The sequence below is a fragment of the Vescimonas fastidiosa genome (assembly GCF_018326305.1).
Taxonomy (GTDB): domain Bacteria; phylum Bacillota; class Clostridia; order Oscillospirales; family Oscillospiraceae; genus Vescimonas; species Vescimonas fastidiosa.
Genome location: NZ_AP023415.1, coordinates 701,954 through 716,727, shown reverse-complemented (window position 1 = coordinate 716,727; position 14,774 = coordinate 701,954). Strand labels below are relative to the sequence as shown.

Sequence of the window (14,774 nt, the reverse complement as noted above, 5' to 3'; positions counted from 1 at the left end):
TGAATTTTGGAGGAACAAACAAAAGGCAAAAAATGTGGTAATTATATGCCTGGATCAGACACAAAATATAGTATGAAAAAGGTGGAACGGAAAAAGAGTGCTGCCATAGGGGGGGCCGATTTATATAGCGGAGGGAATCAGATGGAAAAAGGCAAGGAAGAAAATGGGGAGAGAGGGTAGAGAATGTATTGACAAGCGGGGAATTTGTGATAAAATAAGAAAAAATGCTGAGAGGAAGTAAAGCAAATAGCCGGTCCGAAGCGAGACGGGGGTAGGTGAAAGCCCGTTGGATGCAGGCGTTTGTGTGCCACTTCGGAGCGGCCGGTGAGGAGCCGGACGGTGCATCCCCGTTACAGGATGGCTAAGAGGGCAGAGCTTTCTGCCGAATTAGGGTGGTACCGTGGAGTTTAACTTCGCCCCTATGTGTGGGGCGGAGTTTTTATTTTTTATGAGGTGGTCAAGTGGCATATCGAATCGTGAATATGGAGGAGGACCCCCGCAGCGGACAGTTTGCCTACTTCCGAGCTATGGCAGACCCCTGGGCGGGCATTACCGTGGAGGTGGACATTACGGAGTTTCACGCCGCCCTGGACGGCAGACCCTTTTTTCTCAGCTTCCTTTATGCCCTGACCCGGGCGGCCAACGCCGTGCCGGAGCTGCGGCGGCGGCTGCTGGACGGGCAGGTGGTGGAATTTGACCGATGCTGTCCCTCCTACACGGCCATGAAGGACAGCGGTGTGTATGTATACTGCCTGGTAGACAGCGGGCTTTTACCCTATGAGGATTTTTTGGCCGACGGCAAGCGGCGGCAGGCGGAGGCACTGAAGGGGGAGGGGCTGGCAGAAAGCGGCGATCCGCTGAGCAACTTCTTTGTCTCCTGCGTGCCCTGGCTGGCTTACACCCAGCTCAAGCACCCTGTGACCGGGCCGGAGGATACGAATCCGCGGTTTTCCTGGGGGAAATTCACGGAGATGAACGGACGGGTAACGATGCCGGTGACGATCTTCGTGAATCACGCTTTGGCGGACGGACTGCACATAGCCCGGTTTTATGAAAATTTGGACCAAGAACTCGCTGAAATTGTTAAGCAAATTAAAAATTCATAATAAAGGAGCAAAAAACTATGAGTCATCCCTATCATGGCCTCAATGAGCTGCGGGAAATGTTCCTGAGCTACTTTGAGAGCAAGGGCCATCTGCGCCTGCCCAGCTTTTCGCTGGTGCCCCAAAACGACAAGTCTATCCTGCTCATTAACGCCGGTATGACACCCATGAAGCCCTGGTTCAAGGGGGAGGAGGAGCCGCCCCGGCACCGGGTCTGCACCTGCCAGAAGTGCATTCGCACCGGCGACATCGACAATGTGGGCCACACAGCCCGGCACGGCACCTATTTTGAGATGCTGGGCAACTTCTCCTTCGGCGACTACTTCAAGCACGAGGCCATTGCCTGGAGCTGGGAGTTTCTGACCAAGGTGGTAGGGCTGGAGGAGGATCGGCTGTATCCCTCCGTATATGAGAGCGACGACGAGGCCTTTGACATCTGGAATCAGGAGGTCGGTATTCCCAAGGAAAGAATCTTCCGCTTCGGCAAGGAGGATAACTTCTGGGAGCATGGTTCCGGTCCCTGCGGTCCCTGCTCGGAAATCTACTACGACCGGGGGGAGAAATACGGCTGCGGTAAGCCCGGGTGTACCGTGGGCTGCGACTGCGACCGGTATATCGAGATCTGGAACAATGTGTTCTCTCAGTTCGATAACGACGGACACAACAACTACACGGAGCTGAAGCAGAAGAATATCGACACCGGCATGGGTCTGGAGCGGCTGGCAGTGGTGTGCCAGGATGTGGACTCCCTGTTTGATGTGGATACGGTGATGAACATTACCAACAAGGTTTCCCAGCTTACCGGGGCATTCTATGGCCAAAGCCAGAAGCGGGATGTGTCACTTCGGGTCATCACAGACCATATCCGGGCAGCTACCTTTATGATCTGTGACGGCATCCTGCCCTCCAATGAGGGACGGGGCTATGTGCTGCGGCGGCTGCTGCGGCGGGCGGCCCGGCACGGAAAGCTTTTGGGCGTGAATGAGCCGTTCCTGTATCGGATCGTGGACACGGTGGTCCATGAAAACGAGTGCCAGTACGGTGATCTGCGGGAGAAGCAGACCTATATCACCAAGGTCATCCGCACCGAGGAGGAGAGCTTTGCCCGGACCATCGACGGCGGTATGCGCATCTTTGCAGAGATGCTGGCCGAGCACCAAGCCAAGGGGGAGACGGTATTCTCCGGTGCAGACGCTTTTAAGCTGTATGATACCTTTGGCTTCCCCATTGATCTGACGGCCGAGATGGCTGCGGACGAGGGGCTGACGGTGGACGAGGATGCCTTCCGCCGACTGATGCAGGAGCAGAAGGAGCGGGCCCGGGAGGCTCGGAAGGCTTTGGGCGATCTGGGCTGGGCCGGTGTGGAATTCGGTAAGGATGTGCCGTCTACGGAGTTCGTGGGCTATGACCGGACAAGCTGCGAGGCTACGGTGGTGGCCCTGGTGCGTGAGGATGAGCTGTGCGGCCGGATAGAGGCCGGAAGCGATGGCATTGTGGTGCTGGATCAGTCTCCGTTCTACGCAGAAATGGGCGGCCAGGTGGCAGACCACGGCGTTATTACTGCGAAGGGAATGACCTTTACAGTTACGGATGTGCAAAAGAATAAGGGCGGAAAGTTCATGCACTATGGACATCTGGCCGAGGGTGAGCTGGCAGTAGGCGACAGCGTGGAGGCTTCCATTGACTGCCAGCGGCGCAAGGCCATCTGCCGGGCCCACACCACCACTCATCTGCTGGATGCGGCGCTTAAAAAAGTGCTGGGCGACCATGTGCATCAGGCGGGCTCCTTGGTGGAGCCGGACCGACTCCGCTTTGACTTTACCCATTTTGAGGCCATTACGCCGGAGCAGCTGAGCCAGGTAGAGTGGATGGTCAACGACGCCATTTTGGAGGGCTATCCCGTGGTAACGGAGGTGTTACCCATTGAGGAGGCGAAGAAAAAGGGCGCGGTGGCTATGTTCGGCGAGAAGTACGGCGAGACCGTGCGCGTAGTGGAGATGGGCGACTTTTCCATGGAGTTCTGCGGAGGCACGCACCTGGATAACACCGCCAAGGCAGGGCCCTTCCGCATCAAATCCGAGAGCAGCGTTGCCTCCGGTGTGCGGCGTATGGAGGCCACCTGCGGGCGGCTGAGCCTGGAGAGTATGGAAAAGAGCCACAGCGTGCTGTCCAAGGCGGCCCAGTTCCTCAAGACCGCCCCTGCGGGACTGCTGGAACGCATGGAGCAGCAGGCCGGCGAGATGAAGCAGCTGCGTCAGGCGGTAGATAAATTCAAGGCGGAGGCGTCCTTAGGGGAGGCCAAGCAGTTCCTGGCGGCGGCTAAAACGGTGAAGGGCCTGCATGTGCTTACCGCTACCCGAGAGGGCTTGGATGCCAATGCTCTGCGCAAGATGGGCGACTTCCTGCGGGATAAAGACCCTGCGGTGGTAGGCGTGCTGGCCAGCATCTCCGGAGAGAAGATCACCTTCCTGGCGGTGTGTGGTAAGGAGGCCGTGGCGAAGGGTGTAAAGGCCGGAGACCTGGTGAAGATGGTGTCCGGCATCTGCGGCGGCAAGGGCGGCGGTAAGCCCGACAGCGCTATGGGCGGCGGCAACGACCCGCTGAAGGTAGACGATGCTCTGGCGGCGGTAGATGACTTTGTGTCGGAAAAGCTGGGCTGAGATGATACCGAATGACCCTGTGATGCTGCTGAGCTTCGTGAATATGAAGCTGCGGGATGAGTTTAGCGACCTGGACGAGTTATGCGGTGCCCTGGATGTGAGCCGGGAAGATCTGGAGCGTCGGCTGAAGGCTCTGGGCTATGCGTATAACGAAAAAACGAATCAATTTAAATAGAAAGGAGCAGACCCTATGAAGAACGATTGCCTTTTCTGCGCTATTGCGGCGGGGGAGATCCCGTCCAACAAAGTGTATGAGGACGACCTGTGCTATGCCTTTTATGACATTGCACCCCAGGCGCCCACCCATTTCCTGGTGATTCCCAAGAGCCACATCGGCTCCGTGGCGGAGGTCAGCGGAGATAACAGCGCTGTGGTGGCCCACATCTTTGAGGTCATCGCCAAGGTGACCAAGGAGCTGGGACTGGAGAGCTACCGGGTGGTGTCCAACATTGGTGAACAGGCCGGCCAGAGCGTGCATCATCTGCACTTCCATGTGCTGTCCGGCCGGGATATGACCTGGCCTCCGGGCTAAAAAGTGGATGAGAATAGAAAGAGGACGGCTTGCGGGCCGTCCTCTTTTCTTGTGGGGGTGCGGTGGGGCGGGCCGATGTAGGCATCGGCCCCTACGAAAGCGTTGATTGATGGTACGGTGCAAGACCGGGCGGACAGAGGCATCCACCCCTACATAGAGACAAGATGCATGGTGCAAGACCGGGCGGGGTAGAACCCCGCTCCTACGGATGACATGATGGTGCGTGGAAGCGGGGCGTCGGGGACGCCGCCCCCTACGGGTGCGTTGATTGATGGTGCGGAGAACGCAATTTTAGGGGATTATTTACAGCCTGTTTACAGTATAAATGCGGCTGTCCCTTGCAAAAAACGGGGAAATGCTGTACGATATATGTACTGGAAGATTCCGTATTTTTAGTGTCCGTATCAAACGAAAACTTGGAAACGGAGTGTGATCATATGAAAAGAATGATTTTATCCGCTGTGTTGTTTTTAGTTGTGTTTATTGGTACATATCTGATCGTTTGTTTTTTGATCCCCGGAATGAGACTTAAGTTGGACGCAGAGCCGAGAGAATATTTCATTGCATGCATTACCCACATGGTCGGGTTCAAAGCGGCGGTGTCGGCTGTGGCTGCACTTGTAGTCGGCGCGCTTCCCTGGATTTTTAGGAAAAAAGTATAAGCGAATTTCAAATATAACGATTAGCAGGAGCAGGGCGCGGCGGTGCCTTGCTCCTGTTTCTTTATTTATATAAGCCCAAAGCCGACTTGAAAATTCAAGTCGGCTTTGGGCTATTGGGGGGGTGAAAGATGAAAAATTGGAAAGAAGTGAGATTTAGAATTTATACTCCACATACAGCTCCCGGGGGGTGCTGGGGTCTGTGGGGACGACTGCGGGAGCGGCCGGGGCGGCGGGCTTATCGCGGTTGGCGATGAACTTGGGCGCCACCTGAGGGAAGAGGGCCAGAGACAGGACATCCTCCTCGCTCTTGGCAATGTCCTTGTACTCCTCTTTGTATTTCTCCAGCTCCGGCTCCAGTAGGTCCGCCGGGCGGCAGGTGATGACATCCTCGGGGGCAATGCCTGCCTTAGCCCTGACCTCTTCATTGACCTGGCCGGGCAGCTTGCCGTATTCGCCACGAAGCATGGCCTTGGATTCCTTGGGGAAAACCTTATAGCGCTCGCCCATGATGATATTCATAACGGCCTGGGTGCCCACGATTTGGGAGGAGGGCGTCACCAGGGGCGGGTAGCCGAAGTCCTTACGGACCCGGGGAATTTCCGCCAGCACATCGTAATATTTATCCTCCTTGCCCGCCTGCTTCAGCTGGGAGATCAAGTTGGAAAGCATACCGCCGGGCACCTGATACAGCAGCGTATTGGTGTCCACCCGCAGGACCTTGGGGTCCAGGATACCTGCATCCTGGAGACGCTGGGCCACCTTACGGAAATGGACAGCGGCTTCGCTCATCTTGCCCAGGTCCAGGCCCGTATCACGGACAGTGCCCTTCAGCGTGGCTACCAAAGACTCGGTGGCGGGCTGGCTGGTGCCGTTAGCCAAGGGGGAGAGGGCCGTATCCACGATGTCTACGCCTGCGTAGGCCGCCATCAGCAGCGTCATATCGCCGGTGCCGGAGGTATTGTGGGTATGGAGGTGGATGGGGACGGAAACGGTTTCCTTCAGAGCCTTGACCAGGGAATAGGCGTCCATGGGCAGGAGAAGGTTCGCCATATCCTTGATGCAGATGGCATCAGCGCCCATCTGCTCCAGCTCCTTGGCCAGCTTTACGAAATAGGCCTCGTTGTGAATGGGGGAGATGGTGTAGGACAGGGTGGCCTCCACCTGGCCGCCATATTTTTTTGTGGACTTTATGGCCTGCTCCAGGTTGCGCACATCGTTCAGAGCGTCGAAAATACGGATGATGTCGATGCCGTTTTCAATGGATTTGCGACAGAAGGCATCTACCACATCGTCGGCATAGTGCTTGTAGCCCAGGATATTCTGGCCCCGGAAGAGCATTTGCAGCTTGGTGTGGGGCAGACCCTTTTTTAGGGTGCGCAGGCGCTGCCAGGGATCCTCGTTGAGAAAACGCATACACGCATCGAAGGTGGCGCCGCCCCAGCACTCCAGGGAGTAATAGCCGATGGAATCCAGCACCTCCAGGGCGGGCAGCATATCCTCAATGGTCATGCGGGTGGCCGCCTGGGACTGATGGGCATCCCGGAGGATGGTATCGGTGATCAGCAGGGGCTTATTGGATAAAAATTCCATAGTGATTTACCTCCTTTAACCGTACAGGGAGATCAGCACGCCGGCAGCGATGGCCGAGCCGATGACACCGGCCACATTGGGGCCCATGGCGTGCATCAAGAGGAAGTTGCCGGGGTTATACTGCTGGCCCACCTTCTGGGAGACACGGGCGGCCATGGGGACGGCGGAAACACCGGCGGAGCCGATAAGGGGGTTGATCTTTTCCTTCAGGAACAGGTTCATAAACTTAGCCAGCAGCACGCCGCCTGCGGTGCCGAAGGCGAAGGCCACAACGCCCATGCCCAGGATGCCCAGGGTCTTAGGACTGAGGAAGGTGGCGGCGGTGGCGGTGGCGCCGACAGAGATGCCCAGGAAAATGGTGACGATGTTCATCAGCTCATTCTGCATGGTCTTGCTGAGGCGGTCCAGCACGCCGCACTCCTTAGCCAGATTGCCCAGCATCAGGCAGGCAATCAGGGGAGCGGCAGAGGGGACCAGCAGCGCAACAAACACGGTGACCACTACCGGGAAGAAAATCTTCTCCTTTTTGCTTACCTGGCGCAGGGGTTTCATAACGATCTGCCGCTCTTTTTCCGTGGTCAGAGCCTTCATGATGGGGGGCTGGATCACCGGGACCAGGGCCATGTAGGAATAGGCTGACACGGCGATGGGGCCCAGTAGAGCCGGGGCCAGCATGGCGGTGACGAAGATAGCTGTGGGGCCGTCGGCACCGCCGATGATGCCAACAGAGGAGGCCTCCGCACCGGTGAAGCCCAGGAGACGGCAGCCGATGAAGGTGATGAAGATGCCCAGCTGCGCGGCTGCGCCCAGCAGCAGGCTCTTGGGATTGGCGATCAGGGGGCCGAAGTCAGTCATGGCACCCACGCCCATGAAGATGAGACAGGGATAGATGCCCAGCTTGATGCCCAGGTACAGGACATCAATGAGGCCCACGGAGACAGTAACGCTGCTGAGCGTTACACCGCTGGCGGCGGCGAACTGCTCCGCTGCCACCAGGGTCTGGACCTGGACGGAGAGGGAGGTCACCGCGTCGCCGGTAGAGGCGGCGATTTGAGTGGCGGCCTGGCTCAAAGTGTCAGCATTAAAGAGGCTCTGAGCGGCGGTCCAGAGGGAGTCCACATAGGGCTGCAGCACATCGGCGGAAACACCGCTGCTCAGCATCTCGGACAGGAAACTGGCCGTGATGGGCTCGCCCTGAAAAATATCCCAGTGGACATGGCCGCCGGCAAAGAGGATCTCGTGGAACATACCCGAACCGGGCAGATTGGTCACCAGCATCCCGATGGCAATGGGCACCAGCAGCAGCGGCTCATATTTCTTTTTGATGCCAAAGAACAGGAGAACGCAGGAAATGCAAATCATAACCAGGCATTTCCAGTTATCTCCCTGGGTAAATTGGAAAAATCCGGTACTGGTGAGGAAATTGGCAATAGCTTCCATACAGCGGACCTCCGCTTAACCGATGACGCACAGCAGCGTTCCGGACTCCACGGCAGCGCCCTTGGAAACGCTGACGGAAACTACCTTGCCGTCGCAGGGAGACATGATCTCATTTTCCATTTTCATAGCCTCCAGGATCATCAGGACCTGACCCTTTTTCACGGTATCGCCGGCAGAGATATTCACGCTGAGGATGTTGCCGGGCATGGGGGAAGTGATCTGCTCACCGCCGGCGGGGGCAGAGGAAACGGGCGCGGCAGGGGCGGGAGCGACAGCGGGGGCTGCTATGGGCGCGGTGGAGCCGGTGATCTCCTCCAGCTCAACTTCGTAGACGGTGCCGTTTACATTCACTCTGTACTTTTTCATTTATAATATCCTCCAAATCAGATTTGTTTCATAGAGATAATACGGATGGCTGAAATGTCGGTGCCCATATCCTCGGCGATAGCGGCGGAGACAGCGGCAATCAGCTCCGGCCGGATGGCGGGCTTAGGCGCATCGGCCGGAACGGCCACGGGGGCCGGGGCGACAGACTTGGCGTCGGATTTGCGGCAGACATAGCTCATCAGTGTTACCAGCAGAATGATGCAGACCAGGCCGACAAACACCGTACCGATGCCCATTAAGCATACGAAAAGATTGGAATAGTCCATGGGCAATTTCCTCCTACATCGAAATTTGAGACCATTGTAGCAAAAATTTTGTGCAAATTCAATAGCTGCAAAGAAACAGACTAAAAATTCAACAGAATAGCTAAAAAAATTTTAGATATTGCTGGAAAAATAACAAAGTCTTTTCTTTTAAAGAATCTTATGTTATAGTGACCCTATTAGATGCAAATAATACGGAGGTTTTTTTCCCAATGCGATACGAAGAAGTACAGTCGGCGGTGTTTTTGACTCGGCCGAATCGATTTATTGCGCATGTGCTTTTGCAGGGGCAGGAGGTAGTCTGCCATGTGAAAAACACCGGCCGGTGCCGGGAGCTTCTGCGACCCGGTGGGCAGGTTTGGTTGGAAAAGGGGAGAGGGGCCAAACGGAAAACGGCCTGGGACCTCATCGCTGTGCAGAAGGGCGAGCGGCTGGTGAACATGGATGCGCAGGCGCCCAATCGGGCCTTTGGCGAGTGGGCGAGAAATCTGGAGCCGGGGATCGTGAGCGTGCGGCCGGAGGTGTTTTTTGAGGATAGCAGGCTGGATTTTTTGCTGGAGACAGAGCGGGGAAAGCACTATGTAGAGGTGAAGGGCGTGACATTGGAGAGCGGCGGACATGTGTATTTTCCCGATGCGCCTACGGAGCGGGGGGTGCGGCACTTGCACACACTGATACGGGCAGTGGAGCAGGGATACCGGGCGACGGTGTTTTTCGTGGTGCAGATGGGGGATGTGCTGGATTTTGCACCCAACGACGAGACGCATCCGGCTTTTGGCCAGGCTCTGCGCCAGGCGGCGAAGGCGGGAGTGCAGGTGCGGGCTTTTTGCTGCCGGGTTACACCGGAGGAAATGGAGATAGATCGGGAGATACCGGTGATTTTATAGAATAAAAAATGAGCGAGACGATAGAATCATCGTCTCGCTCAACAATTAACAGAGTATTACAGCAGCAGAATGCCGGCTTTTTGGCAGGCGTCTACCGTGTCCTTATCCCACTGACTGGCCTGGACCTCGCCGATGTGGCAGGTGCCGATCATCAGCATACACAGGCGGCTTTGGCCGATGCCGCCGCCGATGGTCAGGGGGAGCTGGCCGCTAAGCAGCAGCTTGTGGAAGGGCAGCGCACTGCGCTCCTCACAGCCGCGCTTTTTCAGCTGATAGCGCATAGAGTCCTCGTCTACGCGGATGCCCATGGAGGAAATCTCAAAGCTGCGCTGAAGCACATCGTTCCACATGAGGATGTCGCCATTCAGAGCCCAGTCGTCATAGTCGGGAGCGCGGCCATCGTGGGGCTTGCCGGAGCGCTTAAGATTGTCGCCGATCTGCATGAGGAAAACGGTGTGATGCTCCCGGCAAATGGCGTCCTCCCGCTCCTTGGGAGTCTTATCGGGCCAGCGGTCCTCCAGCTCCTGGGTGGTGACGAAATAAACCTCCCGGTCCAGCTTGGTGTGCAGGCTGGGGAAGGCGATCTGCAGGGCGTCGTTGGTCTCACACACGGCACCTACGATAGCGCGTACGGTCTGGCGTAGATAACCCTCGGTACGGTCCTCCCGGGAGATGACCTTTTCCCAGTCCCACTGGTCCACATAGATGGAGTGGGTGTTGTCCACCTCTTCGTCACGGCGGATGGCGTTCATATCCGTAAACAGGCCCTTGCCCACATTGAACTCATATTTCTTCAGCGCCAGACGCTTCCACTTGGCCAGGGAATGTACCACCTGGGCCGTGGTGCCCACATCGGGAATATCGAAAGAGACGGGGCGCTCTACACCATTGAGGTTATCGTTCAGACCCGAATTCTCATCGACGAACAGAGGGGCGGACACTCGGCGCAGATTCAGTGCCTGACCGAGGTTGACCTGGAAATTGCTCTTGATGAACTCGATGGCGCGCTGCATTTCATACACGGACAGCGGTGTTTTGTACCCTTCGGGAATAACGATTTTGCTCATGTTGGTTATCACCTTTCTATAAAAATAACTGATTAATTATAATATGTACCGCCGGGAAAAGCAAGAAAAAACTGCCCAAATTCGTGCCGAAATCGCAGAATGCGGGCAGTTTTTTCCTATTCGTTTTAACAGTAGGCCTTCATCATGGCCCGGAAGGCCGGGAGGGAGCGGCGAATCATATCATTGGAGACGCAGTAGCTCAGGCGGAAATAGCCCGGGCAGCCGAAGCCGTCGGCCGGAACCACCAGGAGATTATGCTCCCGCTTGGCTTTTTCGGAGAAGGCATTGGCGTCGCCGCCGGGAGCCTTGACAAACAGGTAAAAGGCACCGTCGGGCTTGGCACATTCGTAACCCATTTCCCGGAGGCTGTTATACAGCAGGGTGCGATTTTCATCGTAGGCCTGCAGGTCGGGCTGCTCCCGGGCGCACAGACCCACAACCTTCTGCATCAGCGTGGGCGGGCATACATGGCCTATGGCCCGGGCGGCACCGGAGACGGTGGCGTAAACGGCAGCGCTGTCCTCGGCGAAGGAGGGAACATAGACATAGCCGATGCGCTCACCGGGGAGGGACAGAGACTTGGAGTAAGAATAGCAGACAATGGTATTTTTATATAGATTGGGGATAAAGGGCACCTTTACACCACCGTAGACCAGCTCACGGTAGGGCTCATCGGCGATGATGTAGATGGGGTGGCCGTATTGACTGCTCTTGCGCTCTAAGAGGGCGGCCAGACCCCGGAGAGTCTCCTCGGTATAGACCACGCCGGAGGGATTATTCGGGGAGTTGACAATGATGGCCTGGGTGTGGGGGGTGATGCGCTGCTCCACCTGGTCCAAATGTACCTGGAAAGCCTCGGTGTCCGCCGGGACCATCACCATCTTACCGCCGTTGGCGGCGATGAAGGGAGCGTACTCCGGGAAAAACGGGGCGATAACCATGATCTCGCTGTCACCGTCCACCACCAGGGCCTTGATGACGGAAATGAGGGCCGGAGCTGCACCGCAGGTGAGAAAGAGTTCACTGGCCTTTACAGGCAGGCCGAAGCGATGGGAGAGATCGTCGGCGATGGCCTGGCGGGGCTCCTCAAAGCCGGGGGCCATGGAGTAGCCGTGGAGATGGATGGAATCGGTCTCGTCCACGATTTTGTGGATGGATGCGTTGACCTTCTTCGGTGCGGGAATACTGGGGTTTCCCAGGGAATAATCGAAAACATTCTCGGGGCCCACCAGCTTTGCCTGCTCCAGGCCGTAGGCGAAGAGTTGACGGATCACAGAGGGAGCTGTGCCCAAGTTATAAAAGGTTTGATTGACCATGCGAATTCTCCTTTTTCAAAATTAAGCCAGGTGCATCCGCTGAGCCAGCACACTGCCGGCGGCGATGGAGGCCAGCTTGGACTCAGCACTGTCGCTGCGGGAGACCAGAACGATGGGGACCTTCGCACCCAGGATGATACCTGCGTTCTTGGCACCGCCGAAGAGAGAGGCGGCCTTGCCAATGCCGTTGCCCACCTCATAGTTGGGAACCAGGAGGATGTCGGCATCGCCTGCGCCGGGGGCTGTAAAGTGCTTATGCTTGCAGGCCTCCTTGCTTACGGCCAGGTCCAAGGCCACAGGGCCGCAGACCTGCATATTGTACTTGGCCCAGCGGTCCGTCATTTTGGTCAGGGCATCGGCATCCACGGTGGACTGGACCTTGGGATTCACCTGCTCCGCCCCGCAGATGCAGGCGGCGTTGATGGAAGTATAGCCCAGGGCCTGAAGCACAGCGGCGGCATTTTCCAGAATCTCCGCTTTTTTCTCCAGGTCGGGGAAGGTGTTCACGCCACCGTCAGTGAGAATGAGCATCTTGCCCAGGGCGGGAATTTCATAGAACATACAGTGGGTGGTTAGGTGGGAGGTACGCAGGCCCTGTTCCTTATTGAATACGGCGCGCATCAGGTCCGCTGTGCCCAGGATGCCCTTCATCAGGAAGTTAGCCTTGCCTTGGGCGCAGAGAGACACGGCCTGTGCGGCGCAGTCGGTATCCGAGTCGGCAGGAACAATCTGATAGGCATCGGGATCCTCGTGCTGCTCCCGGAGCATACGGCGAATCTCGTCAGCATGGCCCACCAAAATGGGAGTGGCAATGCCCTCCCGGCGGGCGGCGACCACGGCCTCAATGACGGGCTCATCGTGGGCAGCCGCTACGGCGATGACACCGCTGGCACCGCCTTTGGCGGCGTCTACGATGCCCTGAATGGTGTTAATCATGAAAATCAGCCTCCTTATCAAGGCGATTATATAGTATTTCAGGGACGGCGTCAATAAATTTTACCGAATGATTTGGTAAAAAATATGTCAAGAAAGTGTCGGGGCAGGTGGGTTGACGAAAGAGAAATGCTTTGTTATAGTATACAATGTCTGTTAAAATTTGTTTAAGGAGCAGAGAGATGAAGGAAATAAAAATCATCCCACTGGCCACGGCCTATGCGGGATGTTTCTTGGGGGCCGGGTTTGTGTCCGGCCAAGAGTTATGGCAGTTTTTCGGCGAATTCGGTGTGAAGGGATATGTGGGGCTGCTGATAGCCTGCGGGCTGCTGGTGGCTTTCGGCATTGTGATGATGCGGCTTTTGCAGCTTTCGGGGCTGGAAAATGTGGAGGAGGTCATGATTCCGTGGAATGTGCCGATTCTGCGGCGGCTCTCCGGGGTAATCCTGAATGTATTCCTTCTGGGTGTGGTCATCATCATGACCGCCGGGGTAGGCGCGGCCATGGAGCAGCTTTTGTCCGTGCCGTCGGCTTTGGCGTCGGCTGTGTTCGTGGTACTGCTGGGCGTGGTGGCCCTGCTGGGCGTTTCGGGCATGATGAAGGTGTTTTCCGCCCTGGTGCCCATTATCGTCATTGCTACCCTGGGCTTCGCGGTGATGAGCTGGGTGGAGTTCGGCACGGAGGGGATATTGACCCTGCCGGAGCAGGCGCATAATAACCCCTTGATGCCCACCTGGTTCGTGGCGGCGCTGACCTATGTGGCCTATAATCTGCTGGGGGCCATCGGCATTATGGCGCCCCTGGGAAAGTATCTGAAGGGGAGAAAGACCGCGATTTTCGGCATCGCCCTGGGCGGGCTGCTGTTGGCGGTGGTGGCCGGGAGCGTACTGACATCGCTCTCGGGCTACCTGGACGCCACGGCGGCCCAGATGCCCATGGTGGCCCTGGCCTCCCGGCTGAACCCGGCTCTGGGCATCGTGTACGGGATGCTGCTGCTATTCGGAATGTTCAGCAATGCGCTGGCGTCGTTGGTGGCCTTTATGGAGTACATGAACAGCAACATTCGTGTGCTGAATACACACCGAAAGAGCACCATGGCGGTGCTGATGGTGCTGGTGTGGGCGGCCAGTCTGGCAGGCTTCGGCAACCTGGTGGGAACGGTGTTCCCGGTGTTCGGCTACATCGGCATCGGCATTATCGTGTGTATCTGCATCCACTATGCACAGTGCTTGCGGCGGAAAAAGGTTGTAAAAGTAAAGAACATTACAGAGACTGATAGACCTCAATAAATTTCCTTGTAATCCGGGCGGTCAAGCCCCAGAGAGGATAGGGGAGGCCCCGGTATACGGGCACCTCCATGCTGCCGGGGGCCCAGGCGTAGTCTGCCGGGGTGTGTACCGCATCGTAGGGAAAATCCGTCCCGACCTCCGGGCGGAGCGGATAGCGGAAAAGCTGAGGGGGATTTTCCAGGAGCCAGGCGACGGGCACGGTGAAAACCGTGCTGACCTCCGGAGGATTCAGGGTCAGATTTTCCTCGCACCGGGGAGGAAGCAGACCCACCACCGGGTACATGAGGGCCTCGGAGCGCAGGTAGAGAAAGTCCGCCGGGCCAAAAAGCTGTATCCGGTGCGGCGGGATGCCCAGCTCCTCGCTGGTTTCCCGCAGGGCGCACTGGGCGGGCGTTTCTCCCGGCTCCATATGTCCGCCGGGGAAGCAGACCTCACTGCGGTGATGGTGCAGGGAGGAAGCGCGGACCTCGTAGAGCAGGTGAAGCCCATCCTCCTTCTCCAGCAGGGGAACAAGTACGGCGTAGGCACCGGAGGCATCCTGCAGGGTAGGGGTATGATGGCTGTAATAGGATTTGAGTGTGTGTATGTCCATAGGCGAGCCCTCCATTTTCTGAAAGTATAGCATATTTTGCACGGACTTAAAAG

16 protein-coding genes and 1 other annotated feature are annotated in these 14,774 nt (G+C 57.0%); of the genes, 8 read left to right on the top strand and 8 right to left on the bottom strand.

Annotation, left to right across the window (positions count from 1 at the left end; translation table 11 throughout):
* Positions 1–6: 6 nt before the first annotated feature.
* From KI236_RS03455 to KI236_RS03430, 6 genes are all read left to right on the top strand, one after another.
* On the top strand, positions 7–180 hold the full coding sequence (locus KI236_RS03455; protein WP_212819357.1) for a hypothetical protein: 174 nt from the start codon (positions 7–9) through the stop codon (positions 178–180).
* 40 nt (positions 181–220) lie between these two features.
* Positions 221–424, top strand: a binding site (T-box leader).
* A 37-nt stretch (positions 425–461) separates the two neighbouring features.
* On the top strand, positions 462–1,106 hold the full coding sequence (locus tag KI236_RS03450) for a CatA-like O-acetyltransferase (protein WP_212819355.1): 645 nt from the start codon (positions 462–464) through the stop codon (positions 1,104–1,106).
* Positions 1,107–1,123: 17 nt separating this feature from the next.
* The gene (alaS, locus tag KI236_RS03445) at positions 1,124–3,763 is read left to right on the top strand and encodes an alanine--tRNA ligase (RefSeq protein WP_212819353.1); all 2,640 of its coding nucleotides are present in this window, start codon (positions 1,124–1,126) and stop codon (positions 3,761–3,763) included.
* Position 3,764: 1 nt separating this feature from the next.
* Positions 3,765–3,938, top strand: coding sequence for a DUF4250 domain-containing protein (locus tag KI236_RS03440; RefSeq protein ID WP_212819351.1), 174 nt, complete (start codon positions 3,765–3,767; stop codon positions 3,936–3,938).
* A 15-nt stretch (positions 3,939–3,953) separates the two neighbouring features.
* The gene (locus KI236_RS03435) at positions 3,954–4,295 is read left to right on the top strand and encodes a histidine triad nucleotide-binding protein (RefSeq protein ID WP_212819349.1); all 342 of its coding nucleotides are present in this window, start codon (positions 3,954–3,956) and stop codon (positions 4,293–4,295) included.
* Between the two features lie 437 nt (positions 4,296–4,732).
* Positions 4,733–4,957: a hypothetical protein gene (locus KI236_RS03430; RefSeq protein WP_212819347.1), complete on the top strand. Its 225-nt coding sequence runs from the start codon at positions 4,733–4,735 to the stop codon at positions 4,955–4,957.
* 153 nt (positions 4,958–5,110) lie between these two features.
* On the opposite strand, the gene KI236_RS03425 is transcribed toward KI236_RS03430, so the two are convergent.
* The 4 genes from KI236_RS03425 to KI236_RS03410 are packed head-to-tail and all read right to left on the bottom strand — an operon-like array spanning position 5,111 to position 8,640.
* The gene (locus KI236_RS03425) at positions 5,111–6,547 is read right to left on the bottom strand and encodes an oxaloacetate decarboxylase subunit alpha (RefSeq protein WP_212819345.1); all 1,437 of its coding nucleotides are present in this window, start codon (positions 6,545–6,547) and stop codon (positions 5,111–5,113) included.
* A 15-nt stretch (positions 6,548–6,562) separates the two neighbouring features.
* Positions 6,563–7,987 (bottom strand): sodium ion-translocating decarboxylase subunit beta, encoded by a 1,425-nt coding sequence (locus KI236_RS03420; protein WP_212819343.1) that lies wholly within the window; start codon positions 7,985–7,987, stop codon positions 6,563–6,565.
* 15 nt (positions 7,988–8,002) lie between these two features.
* Positions 8,003–8,353, bottom strand: coding sequence for a biotin/lipoyl-containing protein (locus KI236_RS03415; protein ID WP_212819341.1), 351 nt, complete (start codon positions 8,351–8,353; stop codon positions 8,003–8,005).
* Positions 8,354–8,370: 17 nt separating this feature from the next.
* The gene (locus KI236_RS03410; protein WP_212819339.1) at positions 8,371–8,640 is read right to left on the bottom strand and encodes an OadG family protein; all 270 of its coding nucleotides are present in this window, start codon (positions 8,638–8,640) and stop codon (positions 8,371–8,373) included.
* A 209-nt stretch (positions 8,641–8,849) separates the two neighbouring features.
* Here KI236_RS03410 and sfsA point away from each other — a divergent pair, with 209 nt between their 5' ends.
* Positions 8,850–9,524, top strand: a complete 675-nt coding sequence (sfsA, locus tag KI236_RS03405; RefSeq protein ID WP_212819337.1) for a DNA/RNA nuclease SfsA — start codon at positions 8,850–8,852, stop codon at positions 9,522–9,524.
* 56 nt (positions 9,525–9,580) lie between these two features.
* Here the strand turns inward: sfsA and asnA are convergent, their stop codons facing one another.
* The 3 genes from asnA to KI236_RS03390 all read right to left on the bottom strand — a co-directional run bounded on the left by asnA (position 9,581) and on the right by KI236_RS03390 (position 12,843).
* Complete coding sequence (gene asnA / locus KI236_RS03400) at positions 9,581–10,591, bottom strand: aspartate--ammonia ligase (RefSeq protein ID WP_212819335.1); 1,011 nt, start codon at positions 10,589–10,591, stop codon at positions 9,581–9,583.
* A gap of 125 nt (positions 10,592–10,716) precedes the next feature.
* The gene (locus KI236_RS03395; RefSeq protein WP_212819333.1) at positions 10,717–11,907 is read right to left on the bottom strand and encodes a pyridoxal phosphate-dependent aminotransferase; all 1,191 of its coding nucleotides are present in this window, start codon (positions 11,905–11,907) and stop codon (positions 10,717–10,719) included.
* Between the two features lie 21 nt (positions 11,908–11,928).
* Positions 11,929–12,843: a phosphate acyltransferase gene (locus KI236_RS03390; RefSeq protein ID WP_212819332.1), complete on the bottom strand. Its 915-nt coding sequence runs from the start codon at positions 12,841–12,843 to the stop codon at positions 11,929–11,931.
* Between the two features lie 179 nt (positions 12,844–13,022).
* Here KI236_RS03390 and KI236_RS03385 point away from each other — a divergent pair, with 179 nt between their 5' ends.
* A complete protein-coding gene (locus KI236_RS03385) occupies positions 13,023–14,129 on the top strand; it encodes a YkvI family membrane protein (RefSeq protein WP_212819330.1) in 1,107 nt (368 codons plus the stop codon).
* Here the strand turns inward: KI236_RS03385 and KI236_RS03380 are convergent.
* Entirely contained in the window at positions 14,104–14,721 is a 618-nt protein-coding gene (locus tag KI236_RS03380) for an NUDIX hydrolase (RefSeq protein ID WP_212819328.1), read from the bottom strand. The genes KI236_RS03385 and KI236_RS03380 overlap by 26 nt on opposite strands.
* Positions 14,722–14,774 lie beyond the last annotated feature (53 nt).

Bases quoted from the DNA above. Each gene is read 5' to 3' on its own strand.
- KI236_RS03420 (WP_212819343.1), bottom strand. From the start codon at position 7,987: ATGGAAGCTATTGCCAATTTCCTCACCAGTACCGGATTTTTCCAATTT.
- asnA (WP_212819335.1), bottom strand. From the start codon at position 10,591: ATGAGCAAAATCGTTATTCCCGAAGGGTACAAAACACCGCTGTCCGTG.
- KI236_RS03385 (WP_212819330.1), top strand. From the start codon at position 13,023: ATGAAGGAAATAAAAATCATCCCACTGGCCACGGCCTATGCGGGATGT.
- KI236_RS03410 (WP_212819339.1), bottom strand. From the start codon at position 8,640: ATGGACTATTCCAATCTTTTCGTATGCTTAATGGGCATCGGTACGGTG.
- KI236_RS03435 (WP_212819349.1), top strand. From the start codon at position 3,954: ATGAAGAACGATTGCCTTTTCTGCGCTATTGCGGCGGGGGAGATCCCG.
- alaS (WP_212819353.1), top strand. From the start codon at position 1,124: ATGAGTCATCCCTATCATGGCCTCAATGAGCTGCGGGAAATGTTCCTG.
- KI236_RS03415 (WP_212819341.1), bottom strand. From the start codon at position 8,353: ATGAAAAAGTACAGAGTGAATGTAAACGGCACCGTCTACGAAGTTGAG.
- sfsA (WP_212819337.1), top strand. From the start codon at position 8,850: ATGCGATACGAAGAAGTACAGTCGGCGGTGTTTTTGACTCGGCCGAAT.
- KI236_RS03380 (WP_212819328.1), bottom strand. From the start codon at position 14,721: ATGGACATACACACACTCAAATCCTATTACAGCCATCATACCCCTACC.
- KI236_RS03390 (WP_212819332.1), bottom strand. From the start codon at position 12,843: ATGATTAACACCATTCAGGGCATCGTAGACGCCGCCAAAGGCGGTGCC.
- KI236_RS03440 (WP_212819351.1), top strand. From the start codon at position 3,765: ATGATACCGAATGACCCTGTGATGCTGCTGAGCTTCGTGAATATGAAG.
- KI236_RS03425 (WP_212819345.1), bottom strand. From the start codon at position 6,547: ATGGAATTTTTATCCAATAAGCCCCTGCTGATCACCGATACCATCCTC.
- KI236_RS03395 (WP_212819333.1), bottom strand. From the start codon at position 11,907: ATGGTCAATCAAACCTTTTATAACTTGGGCACAGCTCCCTCTGTGATC.
- KI236_RS03430 (WP_212819347.1), top strand. From the start codon at position 4,733: ATGAAAAGAATGATTTTATCCGCTGTGTTGTTTTTAGTTGTGTTTATT.